11 protein-coding genes are annotated in these 15,508 nt (G+C 40.6%); 7 read left to right on the top strand and 4 right to left on the bottom strand.

Features of this window, described 5'->3' with window-relative positions:
• Positions 1-60 precede the first annotated feature (60 nt).
• From AC2IOM_RS16595 to AC2IOM_RS16585, 3 genes are all read left to right on the top strand, one after another.
• The gene (locus AC2IOM_RS16595) at positions 61-954 is read left to right on the top strand and encodes a LysR family transcriptional regulator (protein WP_105172696.1); all 894 of its coding nucleotides are present in this window, start codon (positions 61-63) and stop codon (positions 952-954) included.
• Between the two features lie 144 nt (positions 955-1,098).
• Positions 1,099-2,847, top strand: a complete 1,749-nt coding sequence (locus tag AC2IOM_RS16590) for an amidohydrolase (RefSeq protein ID WP_486360490.1) — start codon at positions 1,099-1,101, stop codon at positions 2,845-2,847.
• Between the two features lie 201 nt (positions 2,848-3,048).
• Complete coding sequence (locus tag AC2IOM_RS16585; RefSeq protein ID WP_486360489.1) at positions 3,049-3,324, top strand: DUF1496 domain-containing protein; 276 nt, start codon at positions 3,049-3,051, stop codon at positions 3,322-3,324.
• Positions 3,325-3,541: 217 nt separating this feature from the next.
• Here the strand turns inward: AC2IOM_RS16585 and AC2IOM_RS16580 are convergent, their stop codons facing one another.
• Complete coding sequence (locus tag AC2IOM_RS16580) at positions 3,542-3,682, bottom strand: hypothetical protein (protein WP_158523471.1); 141 nt, start codon at positions 3,680-3,682, stop codon at positions 3,542-3,544.
• Between the two features lie 286 nt (positions 3,683-3,968).
• Here AC2IOM_RS16580 and AC2IOM_RS16575 point away from each other — a divergent pair, with 286 nt between their 5' ends.
• From AC2IOM_RS16575 to AC2IOM_RS16560, 4 genes are all read left to right on the top strand, one after another.
• Positions 3,969-4,610: a TonB family protein gene (locus tag AC2IOM_RS16575; RefSeq protein ID WP_486360488.1), complete on the top strand. Its 642-nt coding sequence runs from the start codon at positions 3,969-3,971 to the stop codon at positions 4,608-4,610.
• Between the two features lie 155 nt (positions 4,611-4,765).
• Entirely contained in the window at positions 4,766-5,323 is a 558-nt protein-coding gene (locus AC2IOM_RS16570; RefSeq protein WP_486360487.1) for a sigma-70 family RNA polymerase sigma factor, read from the top strand.
• Positions 5,316-5,936: a hypothetical protein gene (locus tag AC2IOM_RS16565; RefSeq protein ID WP_486360486.1), complete on the top strand. Its 621-nt coding sequence runs from the start codon at positions 5,316-5,318 to the stop codon at positions 5,934-5,936. Before AC2IOM_RS16570 ends, AC2IOM_RS16565 begins: the two co-directional genes overlap by 8 nt.
• A 9-nt stretch (positions 5,937-5,945) precedes the next feature.
• The gene (locus AC2IOM_RS16560; RefSeq protein WP_486360485.1) at positions 5,946-6,557 is read left to right on the top strand and encodes a DsbA family protein; all 612 of its coding nucleotides are present in this window, start codon (positions 5,946-5,948) and stop codon (positions 6,555-6,557) included.
• A 158-nt stretch (positions 6,558-6,715) separates the two neighbouring features.
• Here AC2IOM_RS16560 and AC2IOM_RS16555 read toward each other — a convergent pair whose 3' ends face one another.
• The 3 genes from AC2IOM_RS16555 to AC2IOM_RS16545 form a co-directional block, all read right to left on the bottom strand.
• On the bottom strand, positions 6,716-7,177 hold the full coding sequence (locus AC2IOM_RS16555; RefSeq protein ID WP_486360484.1) for a SixA phosphatase family protein: 462 nt from the start codon (positions 7,175-7,177) through the stop codon (positions 6,716-6,718).
• Between the two features lie 56 nt (positions 7,178-7,233).
• Positions 7,234-13,329: a DNA repair ATPase gene (locus AC2IOM_RS16550; RefSeq protein WP_486360483.1), complete on the bottom strand. Its 6,096-nt coding sequence runs from the start codon at positions 13,327-13,329 to the stop codon at positions 7,234-7,236.
• A gap of 73 nt (positions 13,330-13,402) precedes the next feature.
• Positions 13,403-15,493 (bottom strand): flotillin family protein, encoded by a 2,091-nt coding sequence (locus AC2IOM_RS16545; RefSeq protein ID WP_486360482.1) that lies wholly within the window; start codon positions 15,491-15,493, stop codon positions 13,403-13,405.
• Between the last annotated feature and the right edge of the window lie 15 nt (positions 15,494-15,508).

Below are 15,508 nucleotides of genomic sequence, written 5' to 3'. Positions count from 1 at the left end.
TAAGGTTATATTAATTCCTTTACGATATTAATACTTATAAAATTAAAATACTGTTTCCATATGGCTAATAATATATTTGATGGTATTCCCATTTTTGTGCAAGTGGTAAAACTGGGGGGTTTTGGTGCAGCTGCTGAGGCGATGAATCACTCAAACTCCCATGTTAGTAAAGTAATCAGTAAGTTAGAAGAGCGTGTAGGCGTGCGCTTATTAAATCGAACCACACGCTCTATTTCACTCACGCCTGAGGGGCAAGTGTTTTTTAATCACTGCGAGCAGCTGGTGAATGATACTGAGCAGGCACTGCAATCTATCTCACCAAGTGATGAAAAACCGAAAGGCAGTTTAAAAGTGAGCTGTCCGCTTGGCTTGAGTAAAGGGTTGTTACAGCCTGCATTGTCGGAATATTTATCGCTTTATCCCAATGTAAGTTTAGAGTGGAATATCAGTGACGAAAAAGTCGATTTGATTAACGAAGGCTACGACCTAGCGATTCGCGCAACGCCCGCTCTGGATGATTCTACGTTAATTTGTAAGCGTTTAACCAGTTACCCAACTTATACGGTAATCAGTAAAAAATACATCGAGCGTTATGGTAAACCTCATCACCCGCGTGAGCTGTCTAATCATCACTGCATTTGTTATAGCAATTTAAAAAAGGCCGATAAATGGGACTTTATCGATAAAAATGGCAGTGAGTTTACGGTACCTGTTAAAGAACGTATTCGCAGCAATAACGGCCATATGGAATTGGCAATGGCGTTAGACGGCCATGGAATTGTGCGCTTGCCCGAATTTTTTTTAGCAGAGGCGTTGCAGAATGACGATATTGAAGTACTGTTTACCGATTTTCCAACGACGGAAGTTCATGTGTATGCGGTATATCCAAGCCGTAAGCATTTATCGCCGAAAGTTAGAAAGTTTGTTGAGCTATTACAAGAAAAGTTAACTTGAGAGACCGACAGCTGCTAATTTTTGATCTGAAATAACAAGCGCTTAAATAATTTGTTCCCTTTTTGAATGAGATGCGGTTTACTGGTTTTAGTGAGTGCGAATTGATAAAACAAGTTCACAAGCTTAAGTAAAGGAGAGTACGTTATGAAATGGCATTGGATGATAGCAGGCGCTGTTGGGCTTACACTAACAGGCTGTTTTTCAGAAAAACCAACACAAAGTGAGGCAGTTTCAAAACCGCTTGCAGTAACAGCAGCCGATAGAATTTACTTTGGTGGTGACATATTAACTATGGAAGGTGATACGCCTCAATACGCAGAAGCAATCGCAACCCTTGGCGAAAAAATCATTTTTGTCGGTGATAAAAAAAGTGCCATGGTGCATAAGTTTGGTAAAACAAAACTGATTGATTTAAAAGGTAAAGCACTGTTACCGGGGTTTGTTGACCCGCATAGCCATGTTTATGGTGTAGGGCTTCAAGCCGTGGTGGCCAATGTTTTACCGCCGCCTGATGGAAAAGCAAATACAGTAGACAGCATTATTGAGATATTAAAAGCGGCTGACCAAGAGCAAACGCAACGCTTATTTATCGAGAAAACAGGTTGGATTTTAGGCTTTGGCTATGACGATGCAGAACTTGACCGCTATCCTACTAAAGAGGACCTTGATAAGGTAAGTACCGACAAGCCGGTGTTGATTGTGCACACTTCGGGCCATTTAAGTGTGGCAAATAGTAAGGCGCTCGAACTAAGCGGAATCAACGCAGATTCACCTAATCCAGAGGGCGGTGTTATTCGCCGTATTGAAGGTAGCAAAGAGCCAAACGGTGTGCTTGAAGAAAACGCACACTTTGCAGTGTTATTTAGCCTCAATAAACTCATCGACCAAAGCTTGCAAGACACTATGTTAGAAGCGGCGCAAAAGATGTATGCGAAATTTGGCTACACCACCGCGCAAGAGGGCCGTGCAACCACCGATGGTTATCAAGCGCTTAAACGCGCATCAACCAAAGGGCAACTGCTAATAGATGTTGTTGCATATGCCGATATGGTAACGAGCAGTGACTTTATGACTTCGCTATACAATGCGCCAACGTACACAAATCATTTTCGCATAGGTGGTGTTAAGTTAAATTTTGATGGCTCACCACAAGGCAAAACAGCGTGGTTAACACAGCCCTATTTTCATCCACCTCATGGGCAAAATAATGAGTATGTTGGCTACCCAACATTTAAAGATGAAACCGCCTATAACTATGTTGAAACCGCATTTAAAAATGATTGGCAAGTATTAACCCACGCCAATGGTGATGCGGCAATTGAACAATTTATTACTGCTGTAGAAAAAGCTAACAGCAAACTTGGCAAAAAAGACCGTCGCCCGGTATTAATTCATGGCCAAACAATACGACAAGATCAAGTAGCACGATTAAAAGATGCAGGTATTTTCCCTGCGCTTTTCCCAATGCATACCTTTTATTGGGGCGATTGGCATCGCGACTCGGTGTTAGGTCTTCCGCGCGCTGATTTTATTTCACCAACTAAAGCCATGCTTGATGCGGGATTGATTTTCAGCAGTCACCATGACGCGCCAGTGGCATTGCCAAGCTCTTTTAGAGTGCTAGATGCAACGGTTAATCGCACTACGCGGACACATAAAGTGCTTGGACCCGATCAGCGTGTAGATGCCTACACAGGTTTAAAATCAATGACGCTTTGGCCTGCCTATCAGCACTTTGAAGAACACAGTAAAGGTAGTTTAAAAGAGGGCAAACAGGCCGACTTAATCATTTTGAACAAAAACCCGCTTAAAGTAGCACCTGAAACGTTAAAAGATTTACAGGTGATTGAAACCATTAGCCGCGGTGACACCGTTTATCGTCGTAGCGAGTAAAACTCGCTATTTATAGGTTATGTAACACGGTTGAATCTAAAATTATTCGCTCAATAATCAACCGTACTCATAATGTTTAAGGCGGGTTACGAGTACGATGACTCGCTTATGGCATAGTGAAATAAGACTTATTGAAGTTGAAAGATAAAATACGGTAACACACTATTTTTAAAAAATTAATTAATGTAAGGAAACATTCCAATGACAAAAATATTAACAGTGCTGGCCGTTTCTGCTGTTTTTGCATCATTTACCACAAGTGCAGACGTAAAAAAGCAAGATGAAAATACACAGTTTTGCTACGACGATAAACAACTTAAATACTCACAAGGTGCGGTGATTAAAAGTGAAAATGAGAAAGTATTACGCTGCGTGTATACCTACGATAAGCCGTCAGACACTAAAAAATTAGCGTGGGTGGAAATTATAAAAGCAGACTCAAAATACTCATTGGCAATTAAGCAAGCCGATAAATAAATGCGTGCACCTTTTTAGCACTTATTAGTTTAATATTTATTGGGTGTTAAGAAAACGATAAGCGTTGATTCGAGTAATGCGTGTAAACACGTTAACAATTGAATTTAAGGTAAACCAGGCACAATAAAAAAGCACTTTGCGCCAAGCTAAGTGCTTTTTTAATTTAGAGAGTTTAGTGCCATATATAGCCCCTTATGTGTTTAAGCTATGTGTTAAATTATTTAAACACGAGGTAGCTTGCGCCAATTAATGTTCCTGTTACCAGTGCTAATGTCATGCCCGCAGTAATCAGGCTTGCAACAACAAATGTAGTTAAACCTGCCGTAAATAATAAATCAAACGCATTTGAAGTGTTCATATCGCTATTCCTATTGTGTGTTAAGTAAAGCATTTATCGCTTTGGTTATTTAATAAGTCGTAGCAGGGCTTAAAAAGGTTTAAAAAGTTTTAGAAAAGAAATGGGCGTTAACTTAAGTAAGCGATTTTTTTTATTGAATTTATTGGACCAAAACGGGGTGTAATGCGTTGATAAAGTTTTATAATTTGAAAGGTTGAGGTTTGAACTCAAAATTATTAAAAAAATTTTACCCCTTTTTATATGGCGCTGCGTTTTATAGGTAACTCAATTAAAAAAGGGAAAGCCTATGTTATTGCAACTTGATACTTTCGAGTCACAAACGCCGATACTAAAACTAGCACTTTGCTTTATTGCTGCGTTGGCTGTGACATTTAGTTTGTTCGCGTTTATGCAGTTTTTAATTAAATCGCCAAATCGAATTGTTGATGCGCCCAAGCCAATAATTGATATTGCTTTATACCAAGCGCGCGAAATTTCAGAGGTTAAGCAGAAAACTAAAATTCAACCACCTCCAAAATTATCGGAGCCTCCGAAGCGTGTTATAGAAGCGCCAGCAAATGTGTCGAGCAATGTTCCGTTAACATTTGCACCCAACTTAAATGTGTCTATTGGTAGTATGCCAAGCAGTGGGCCTAGCCTTATGTCGCAAAGTGGGCAGGCAAGCCCAATTGTGCGTGTGCCACCTAAGTATCCTGTAGGTGCAGCTCGCGATGGCATTGAGGGCTGGGTAGAATTGACGTTTAGTATTGATAAAACCGGCCGTGTTATCGATGCGCAAGTAATTGCTGCTGAACCTAAACGTGTTTTTAATACAGCTGCACTAAAGGCGTTGAAACGCTGGAAGTATAAACCCTCTATTGATAACGGGGTGGCACATATTCAGACAAACCAGTCAGTGTTGCTTGAATTTAAATTAGCGCAAGAATAAAGTGCTGTTATGTTTAGGGGATTGTTTTTGCGAATGTAAATGACTTATTGTGTTGTTTTAAAAAGCTTTACGAGCGTATTTTTCATAAATACGCTTAATCCCTAACACAGCGCCTACGCAAAAGTTGGATCAACGAGCAAAAGGAGTCGTTATAGATGCTGTTAACTTTGACTACTTGGCTTAGTGCAGACCTCAGCGCAGAGGAAATCATGGTGCGGTACCGTGATTCAGGGAAAAAGCGGTATTTAAATCAATTGGTAGATGCTTATTATGACGATTTATATCACTTTCTGGTAAGTCAGTCAGATCAAGTGCTTGCGCAAGATATTAGTCAAAAAACATGGCTTAAAGTGATTGAAAAAAAAGCGTTATTTAAAACATCAGTTTCGTTTAAATCTTGGTTGTTTATGATTGCAAGGCGCTTACTAATTGATGAATTTCGCAGTCAAAATAAACTGACTCAGCTAGATGATGTGCAGCTAGTATGCGGCCAATCACAAGAAGTGAGCGGCGATGACATGTTGGCGGTACTTGATAGTGCGCTTAACGCACTCAACTTTTACCAACGAGAAGCGTTTATTCTGCAAAAAGAAGGGTTTTCGGTTGATGAAATTGCACATATTACAGGGTGCGAGTTTGAGACAGTAAAATCACGACTACGCTACGCAAAACAAAATTTACGCAATATGTTGAAAGGGTACGCAGATGAGTAATAAAGCAGACGAACTAATTGATTCGCTCTATGAAAAGCGCAAACAACAACTGCACTCAAGCGTAAAGCAGAGGCGTGAATTTAGCGATAACATTATTGCCCAGTCGATAAAAAAACCAAAATCTAAACTTTTTTACCGTCTTCAATTTGCCATGAGCATTGCTGCGTTAACGATGCTCGGATTTGTTGTGTTTAACCAAGTGCAGCGTGAGGCTACGCCTCAATATAGCCAGATCAATGAAGCGAATTACTATCAAGTGGCTGTAGTAGAACGTCAATCAGAAACACTAAGTTGGTTTATTACGACTCAAAAAAATGCGTTAGAAAATGACCGTAATGCGCAAATAGCGAACTTAAATCGACACTTTAACAACGCATCAGATAATACAAATATAATGACCGTTAAGGTGCTTAATACGCAATTAGATTGGCATTTAGAGAGCTGTGATGGTTCGACTTTAATAAAAATAAAACGTGAGGTTGTTGCTGAATTAATGGCGTCTTCGAATTTATTTGATAGTACGCACACGGGTCAGTGGTTAGCGTTGGTATTAGATGAGCAGGGTAGTCCTTATGCGCTGCGTAAAACAGGTAAAGCCAGTGTGTGTAGTTAAGGCGAAAATATGCGTTTGATATATGTAATGGACCCAATGTGTGCTTGGTGTTACGGGTTTAAACCTGAACTGGAAGCGTTTTTTGAAACGCATTCAGGTATCCATGTTGAATGGGTTATGGGCGGACTAGCCCCCGATAACAACCAGCCCATGAGCGAGCAAATGCGCGCTACAATTGCCGCCTATTGGCAGCAAATTGAAGCGAAAACACAGGTAACATTTAATCATGATTATTGGCAGTGCAATACGCCGTATCGCTCAACCTATTTAGCGTGTCGTGCGGAGATTGTGGCAAATGATTCACTGGAAAATGGGGCCGAAAAAATGGTCAATGCAATTCAAACAGCGTATTACCAAAAGGCGCAAAACCCATCGTTAGAAAACACGTTAATTGAATGTGCCGCAACAATTGGATTAAATAAAGGTGAGTTTGTTCACGCCCTTAAGTCTGAACAAACGCAAAAAACGCTGACACAACATCTTGCTATTACACAGCAGTTAAACGTAACGGGTTTTCCCGCCTTGTTTTACCTTGATGAAAATAACCATGTTTACCCATTGGTCCTTGGCTTTTGCACATTTAACGAATTAGCACAGCGATTTAATCGTATTTCAAAATGATTGGCGGTATTTACGTGGTGTGTTTGGTGGCCGGATTTTCGAAAAGTGCAAAATGTGTAGTTATGTATTTAATAAGCTAAATAATACGGGCTCTCAATAGTGAGTTACCCGTATTTATAAGCAAACCCCAATGGGTGCTGCTTGCTCAAAGCTAAGGTTTAATTATTAGAACTAAGCTGGGTTAACGTGGCGCCTTTAATCACAAACAGCTTATCAAACTGATCTTCATTAATAGTGACATCTTGATCGGTTAACAACTTTACCAATTGTGGTGTGGTGTTGCTGTGCCCAACAATTACGGTATTGCCTTTTAATGTTCTTAGCTGTTTAACCAAAGCGGTTAACTGACGCGGGTTATAATGGGTTACCACAATGCCCAATTTTTGACTAAGCGGTTTTACGGTTTCTAAGGTGCGGTTGTAATTAGTGCTAAAAATATGCTTAATTTCTTTGTCTTTTAACATGCTAACGAGGTGCTCTGCACGGGCTTTACCCGCCTCAGACAAGTTTGGATTAATACCATCGCGCTTTTCTGCGTGACGTAACAAAAATAGCTTGTCAGGTGTTGCAAATGTTGCCGATGAAAATAGAGTAATAATTAGAAAAAATAAAGTTCGCATAGCGTTACTACTTATGTTGTTTGACGGGCTCAGTTACTTGAGCCCTTTATTTTAAATTAAGACACAATGATGTCTTTATCATCTTCTGTTAACACAGTTTTTGGCTCTTCAAAAGAGTTATCAATCGACTTTAATTGCTTTGAAACAGCGTCAACTTTATTCCAAACATCGTGGTCGAGCCTTACTTTGTGTTGCATAATTTTAAGCACAGGTAGTAGTGAAGCGTCAATGGTTTGGGCCACGGCCGCTACTGCTTCAGCCACTTTAGGATCGGTATGGTTATCGACAGTGACTTTTGGCGAAATAGCTGAAAGCGCCACAATTAATTGCTCAAGGGTCTGTTGTGATAAGGTTTGCTGCGTTTCTATTGTCTTGCTTATTGTGGCTAATTGTTGGTTGATATCATTGCTTTGAGTTTGGCTATTTTGAACAATGGTTTGTAATTGTGCTAATAATGATTCGTTAACATCACTCGTTGCGTCCCTTTCCAAATTTTGTTGCTGCACGTCAGCAAGGTTTTGCAATGTTAGCGCAAGCGCACTTGCATTTTGTTGAGTTTGTTGACTACACGTTAACTGTTCTTGGTTTTGCTGAGTGATTTTATCTAGCAGGGTGTTACGCGTTGATGCAACTTCGTTTTGTTTGCTCAAGTTGTTAAGCATGTTTTCGTGTGATTCAGCAAGTTTTGCAAGCTGATTTTCTACTTCGCTTAATTTTGGTGTATTGAGTGTTTCAATTAGACTTTGCAGCTTTTCAAGCTGGTGGCCTTTATTTTCATTGCTTTGACTTAACTCGACTGCGATTTGTGATAGCGAGTCATTACTGTTATTGCGTGTCAGCGTTTCAAGTAATATGTCATTTTGCTGATTGACTGAATGTGCCGTATTGTCTTGTGCTAAGGCCAACTTAGCAAGTAATTGCTCTACATTGGCAAGTTTAGGTTTAGCAATCGCGCTAGTGAGGTTTGCGAACATATCAGCATATTCTGTGCTGTGCTCATTGCGCTGAGTGAGAATGTCTGCAATGTTATCAAGCGTAGCGCCGCTGTTATTTTCAGCAATATTTTTAGCAATCAGGGCAAGTGAATCTTGATACGGTGTGTTTGCTAATTGTTCAGATAAAGCAGATGTTAGCGTTTCAAATGATTGCGAACTATCAAGCTTTGCGAGTGAGTCACTTAGCGCCGTAAATTGTTCAGCGTAGTTATGCATTAGGGTGTTTGCATTTAACTTTTCGCCTATTTGCTCGAGTGAACTATGCACATTAGCGAGCTGCTCAACAGCCATCATTTCAGCGCTTCCAGCTTGGCCAAGTTTGTTTTTACTGCTGTAATCTTTTTTTATCTGCAGCCAACGCTGATTGTCGTGTTCACTCAGTGTGCCACGCAGTTCAGCGAGTTTCAGCAGGTTTTCTTCGCTGCCTTTACTTAATGTTTGAGCTTCACCGCGGTAATGATCTTGAATTAAATTTTCTAGCTCTTCATCATTCATTGCCGCTACGATTTTCTCTGCCATTTTGTTCATATTTCGGTAGCTGCCTTGTAGTTTAAATGGCGGCTCGGTGCGGTAGCTATCATCTTGTGCTGCAGACGCGATGTATTGGGCATTGACTTTCAACACGGTATTTCTTACGTGCATTAGTTTGTCGAGTACTGCGGTAATTTCATTCGCTTCTGCTTGTGAATATCCATATTCTAGCTCGTTTAGAGAGATGTCTTCACCTTGGCAAATACGCACAAATTTATACAGATCTTGCATATTACGGTTAGCAAGTGGCGCAAGTACAGCGTTTGAGGTCAGTGAGTTTTCAATAAAACTCATGGCAAATTCTTGTTCACAACCAGCTAAGGTGTCACCTAAATTATAAATGTCCGCACGGTTTGCAAGCATGTCTGGAATTTTAAATGATTCACCTGATTCTGTGTATGGGTTACCCGCCATCACAACGGAGAACTTTTTGCCGCGCAGATCATAGGTTTTACTTTTGCCATTCCAAACGCCATCTATTCGTCTAGAACCATCACACAAAGAGATAAATTTCTGTAAAAACTCAGGATTTGTATGTTGAATATCATCGAGATACAACATCACGTTATTACCCATTTCAAAGCTTTGATTTATCTTTTCGATTTCTTTTGCAGCTGTAGCGTTAATTGCTTGTGCGGGGTCGAGTGATATTTGGTCGTGTCCAATTGACGGGCAGTTTACTTTAACGAATGTTAAACCTAAGCGATTGGCTATGTATTCGATCAAGGTGGTTTTACCGTAACCCGGTGGCGAAATAAGCAGTAACATACCCATTAAATCAGTGCGTTTATTTTTACCAGACGCGCCAATTTGCTTTGCTAAATTATCACCGATAATTGGAAAGTAAACTTTATCTATTAGCTGGTTACGAACAAATGAACTGAGTGGCTTAGCTTTAAACTCATCCAATTGTAACTTATCTTTTTGTAACGCAATGACTTCCTTTCTAAGCGCATGGTATTGCTCGAAACGTGGCACTACATCGCTACTATACTGGCTTAAGCGTTGACTAAACTCAGCATAATCGAGCTCCATGATTTGTTCTTTAACCCGTGCATGCTGTCCCATTAGACCTGTTACTTGATTTTCGATTTTGCTGTCGATTTCAACAAACGTTGCTTGGTATTGGTGACTAAACAAAACGTAACTTGCAGCTTCAATCGCGGTGTGAGTATCGACTTCGTTTGTTTTACAATACGCATTCAACCAATTAATTATTAGTGCCGCTTGGTCATCAAAAGTGTTGAGTTTGCTAACAGTGTCAGCTAACGTATGCCAAAACCGTTTGCTTTTAGCTGAACCAATAAATTGCTCAGCTGCCGTTTTTGCCTGTGTGGTGATAGTAAACTGTAGAGACTCATTTGGCATGCTAGCAAGCTCAACTATCAAGTAGTCTGCAGCGAGCGTATAAGAGGTCTCCCCAAGCAATGGTGCGACAGTTACTAAATTTTCACTAAATTGTTCAAGCTGTTCTGTTAGTTGATTTGCCAGTGAAAGCTTAAATTGATCATTGCCAAATTCGTTACTCATTAGCTGGCTATTTTGAGCTTGGCTTTTAAGTGTATCACGCTCAATTTCAGACAAAGAGATAAACAATGATTGCGCTAAAAAGCGGGCTGAAACTGGAAATGTCAGCAAGCCTAAACTCTGTTGTTGAGATAATAAATTGTGCAAGATAATAGCTGCATCATGATCGTGAATGCCTTTGTCGTAGCTTTCTTGATATCTTGGCTCGGCAAATTTTTGAACTAACGGTAATAACTGAGATTCTTGTTGCGCTGAAATTAAGCGTTCTAATGTGAGCCCCTGATATTGCGTTCTCGCCGCGCTAAGGATCTGATATGCCAAATACTCTGCGCGATAAACTTGGCTACTTTCAGAAATTAAAGACTGTTGCCATATTTCTTGGCAAGCGAGCATTTTTATTGACGTGTCGGGGTCGGTAATTGGTTCAAAGTAATCTGTTCCAGTGAGGTGGAACATAAGTGCATCGTCACGTGGAAGCAGCGTTAAATCGAGTACTTGATTGTTAACACTGAATGCGTGTTTACCAATACTAACGGTGTTACCACCATCTGTATAAATGTCTTGTTTGTCTCGCAGCGCGCGAATACCTTGGTCGCGCGTGGCTTTGAGCTTGGCTTCTAGATCATCTGCACGAATTTCGTCGCCGAGAGATTGCAGTTCTTTTATTAGTTTACGCAGCTTGCCTATCATTGGGTCGCCAGCGAAATAACTGTTTAGCGCATCGAGCTCATTAAAACTAGATAGCCTACGAGTTACGCCTTGTAAGATACGTTCTGCAGCATTAGTCAGAGATAGGGCGCGACGTTGTTGTTCATCAAGTAGCTTTTGTTTATGTGCTTCAAAGCTTTCATAAACGTCATCGCGTTTTGCGATAATTTCAGCTAAATATTCATCATGATCACTGAAAAGTGATTCAAGCTCTTCTAATTGGATCAGTAAACGAGATAACTGCTCATCACATTCTTGTGGTGTATTGGCGCTATTTAATGCACCTGTGATACTTTGCGAAAAGAGTTTAAAACGCGCGGCAAATTCTGCTTTTGCTTCGACTGAACCTAAGCTTTTACGTCTTATTTCAATACTGGCTTTTGTGCGATTTACGAGCGCATAAACACTACTTATATCTTCTAAAATTTGAGTGCGCACACGGCTATCATCAATCTCTAGGTCAAGCATCGTGTGATTGAGTAAATCAAGCTCTGCAGCCAATGCATCTAGTTTGCCAAGGAAGTCATTAAGCTCGGTTACACCCTCACTTTTTTCACTTAACTCGGAAATGTCATCAAGTTGTTTATGATAAGGCGCTAGCGCTTCGGCTTTTTGTAAGAACGATGCAGTTGCATTGCTTAGCTGTGTTTCTTGTGCTGTGATGTTGTTTTGCAGCTGGGTGAGTGCAGCGATATCAATGTATTTCACATCTTCAAGACTGATAACTTTACCGCTTAGTTGCTTGAGTGTAGCAAGGCTTGCAACAAATTGATTCGCAAATTTAAAACTATCAGGGCGAATTTCTTTTAGTGCATTGTTTATTTGTAGTTCGATGTCATCAAGCGCTTCTTTCGCTTTGTTTTGAATTTGAGTGACTTTCTCAAACTCATCGAGCACTTGTTCTGCAGTTTCAAGTACGTTGTGCAGTTCGCTGTTTAGTTTATCGAACTCTTTTTTGCTTAACCAATGATAACGGTCGAAAATGGCACGTGCTAAGGCAATAAGATCTTCATAGTGATTTTGTGTTGCGCTCTGTTCTTGGATAGCTCTACAGACACTGAATAAATCTGAAATACCGCGTACTAAATCGGGGTTACCAATCTTACCAAAGGTATCGGTTGGTGCAGGCGCGCTTGCTGCATACTCAGCCGATACGAAGGGACTTTGCCAAATTTGCAATGGATGTACACGTTCAGCTTCGTCTTTTTCGGCTTTAAAAGTAACAGTTAAGCCATCTTGGTAAACGCCATAGCCGTGACAATAAATAGGGTTTTGCAGATTTTTTTCAATTATATTATAAGCGAATAGGGCGTAACGGCCTTCGCTTGGCTCATAAAATATATACAGTACATCTTCACCGTTAGGTGAGCGCAACTGTTTATGAAACTCTAAGTCGTTTAGTTTATCTTCGAAGTAGCGTGATTGTCCTGATTGCAGATAATAACCACCGGGATAAATAATCCCATGATCTTCTGGTAAAGATACGCAGGCATGTGCTAGGGCATCTTGCCGCACAATCGATTGGCTACGTGTATTGTAAATATAGTAACGAACGATTTTTTCGCGATAAGGCAATATTTTTAGCAGTACGAGATCACCAACAATGGCATAGTCTAAATCGCAATCAGCCAAAGACTGATTTTTGTCTTCTAGAGACTCTTGGTAGATACCCTGGCCAGAATTAGTGTTGTTTTCAACTTTGAAAGTAAGCGATCCACCTTTGGTATCGATAAAGATTTTATCACACACATTTATATGCGGGTGAGTGCCTTCAACATGGTTTTCACGCGAGGTTTTTTCCCATTCAAAATCGTAGTCTTGGCGACTTTGAATGTCTCTTTCGCCGCGGTTGTCGATATAGTTTAAGGTGTTATCGTTTTCAATTTGCCAACGAAACACTCTTACGTCGCTGAGCTTGTCACCGATTTGGAATAGGGCATAGAGTTTGCCATGTTGGGCAAACAAATGTTGTAGCTTTGCTTCTTTGTAATAAGTGTAAAGTTCCTCAAAGTCACGAATAAAACGGCTATCCGTTAAAAAACGGGTATCGCTTGGGTAGTTATCGATCTCAAAATGGTCATCCACTATGGTTAGCTTTTGTACGCTAAATACATCGTGAATACTGGTTTGTTTCTTCAAACCGATAAACACGTTGTAAGCGAATATTAATTTGTCGCCAATGATCACAATGTCTCGAGGAACACAGTTATTTTCGGTACGTACGCGTACGCGGCCTTTAACTTGCAGCTCGGTACTGCCGAAGCTATCAATACGTTGCTGATTAATGGCATCAACTGATGATTTTAAATCACTTCCTAGGTTGCTTAGGCGGCGCTTAATAAGGTCGTATGATCCTTGTTCTAAAGCGGATTGTTGTGTTTGTTCCGTCATTTACCAATGTGTCCTGAAAAAATTGCCTTAGAGTGCGAGGCGCGCAAATGCGCGCCTTGTTTATAGTGCTTTTCTAGTCTTGTGTTTCGAGTTTTTGAGTTTGCTTTAAATCAATGCCTAGTAGCGAGAGCAACTGAGATTTTTGTGCATCGCTTGAGTTTGATAATTGGCTTAATAACTTACTCATATTGATGTTTTTTAGGGTTTCAGATGATTCATTGGCACCGGCAAGTACCCCTTTTAAATCTTCTACTAAGTTACGTTCACCGGTTAAATGGTCTTTAAATACGGTTTGGACTACCTGACTCTCGTCAACTAGGCCATCAATTGATTTACCAAGAGTGATGGCTTTCATAAATTGATTAAAGAACTGACCGTCGCCGCCCATAATATTGATATCTGCATTACCCAATGTTTGCGCTAATACTTCGGCCTGATGTGCTGCGATATCTTTACTCGCATCAATCTTTGCAAGTGTAAGTTCTTTTTGTTGTGCTAGTTGCAATGAGAAGGTCTCATAATCGTGCGCTTCTTGATTCATTGCATTTAGCGCTTCTAACTTCTCTTGTAAGCCTTTAGCTTCTGCCGTCATTTTAAGTTCAAGGGTGTCGGCCTCAGCTTGTCCTTGCTGTTTCACTGCCTCTGCCATAGCTGTTTGTACTTCAGCCTCGGCGTTACCAATTTCGCGTTTACCTTGTGCTTCAGCCTCGAATTGTTGTCTTAACTTAGTTGCATCAACTTCGCCTTGGATCGCTTCTGCTTCTGCTTTTGCCTTAATAACATCTGCTTCAGCAAGGCCTTTGGCAGCGATTTCAGTTTGCTCAGCTTCCGCCATAATCTTAATTGATTCAGCTTTTTGGTGTGCAACTCGAAGGTCCGCCTCTGCCATTTTTTCAAGCTCACGCACTTTGTATTCAGCGGCTTGCTCTTTTGCTTTCGCTGACTCAATGTCCTTTACTAATGCCTCTTCGGCCTCTGCTTTAGCGCGGATCACGATTGCTTCTTTTTCTCGCTCTGCTGCGGCGATAGTTTGTACATCTCTGATACGTTCTTGCTCTTCAGCTACGGTTTTTTCTACTGCGACGCGATCACGTTGTACTTCGGCTATCTCTTTACGTTCAACTTCGAGCGCTTTTTCTTTATTGATGCGCAAAATTTCTATTTCTTTCTCGCGATCAATTTCTTCAACTTGACGCGCACGAGTTACTTTTTCTTCTTCAATAGCAAGAACACGTAGGCGGTTTTGCTCTGCGATATCAATTTCACGCTGCTTATTTTGCTCCGCAATAGCGATTTGCTCATCTGCCGCAACGCGAGCTTCTTCCGCTTTGATGCGTTCTTCATGTCTAACACGCTCAACTTCCGCAGTTTCACGTGCACGCACGGTTTCGATTTCACGCTGTTGTTTTGCGAGCACATCTTCGCGTTGGCGCTCAATTTCTTTCGATTTTTCAAGTGCAGCCTGGTTTTGGTGCTCAATACGGATTTTTTCATCACATTTTAGTTGGTTAGTCTCAACATTTTGTTGTGCTGTCTTTTCCGTGATGCGGCGAATACCCTCTGAATCGAGAATATTATTTGGGTCGAGCATTTCAATTTTAGTTTGCTCTAAATAATCAATTGCGACATCTTCAAGCGTGTAGCCAGATAAGTCTTGGCCGATAACTTCTTTAATTTTATCGCGGAACATATCACGTTGAGTAAACAGTTCTTCAAATTCTAGTTGCTTACCAACTGTTTTGAGTGCTTCTGAAAATTTGGCTTCAAACAATTCCTGCAGTGTTTCAGGCTGTGAGGCACGAGAACAGCCTACCTGTTTTGCTACGCGTAGAATGTCTTCTTTACTTTCATTAACGCGAATATAAAAGGTAATAGCGATATCTGCACGAATGTTATCTTTACAAATTAAACCGCTGCTTTCACGGCGGTCTAATACCATGCGTTTTGTGGAAATATCCATGACTTCCATTTTATGGATGACAGGATAGACAATACCACCAGTTGTTGTGACATCTGGCTCGTTTTTCATTTTATTGATGATAAGAGCTTGGCCTTGCTCAACTTTTCGGTAGAACTTGCCAATAATAAGTAAGATGCTAAAAAAAATAGCAACCGCAATGCCTGCAATCGTCAGGATTGGCATTATGTTGTCTAAAAATTCCATGTTGTTTTCCTGAAT

The sequence above is a fragment of the Pseudoalteromonas sp. NS-SX12 genome (genome assembly GCF_057367955.1).
Note: the sequence above shows the minus strand (reverse complement) of the source record. Positions and strands in the feature narration are given on the sequence as shown.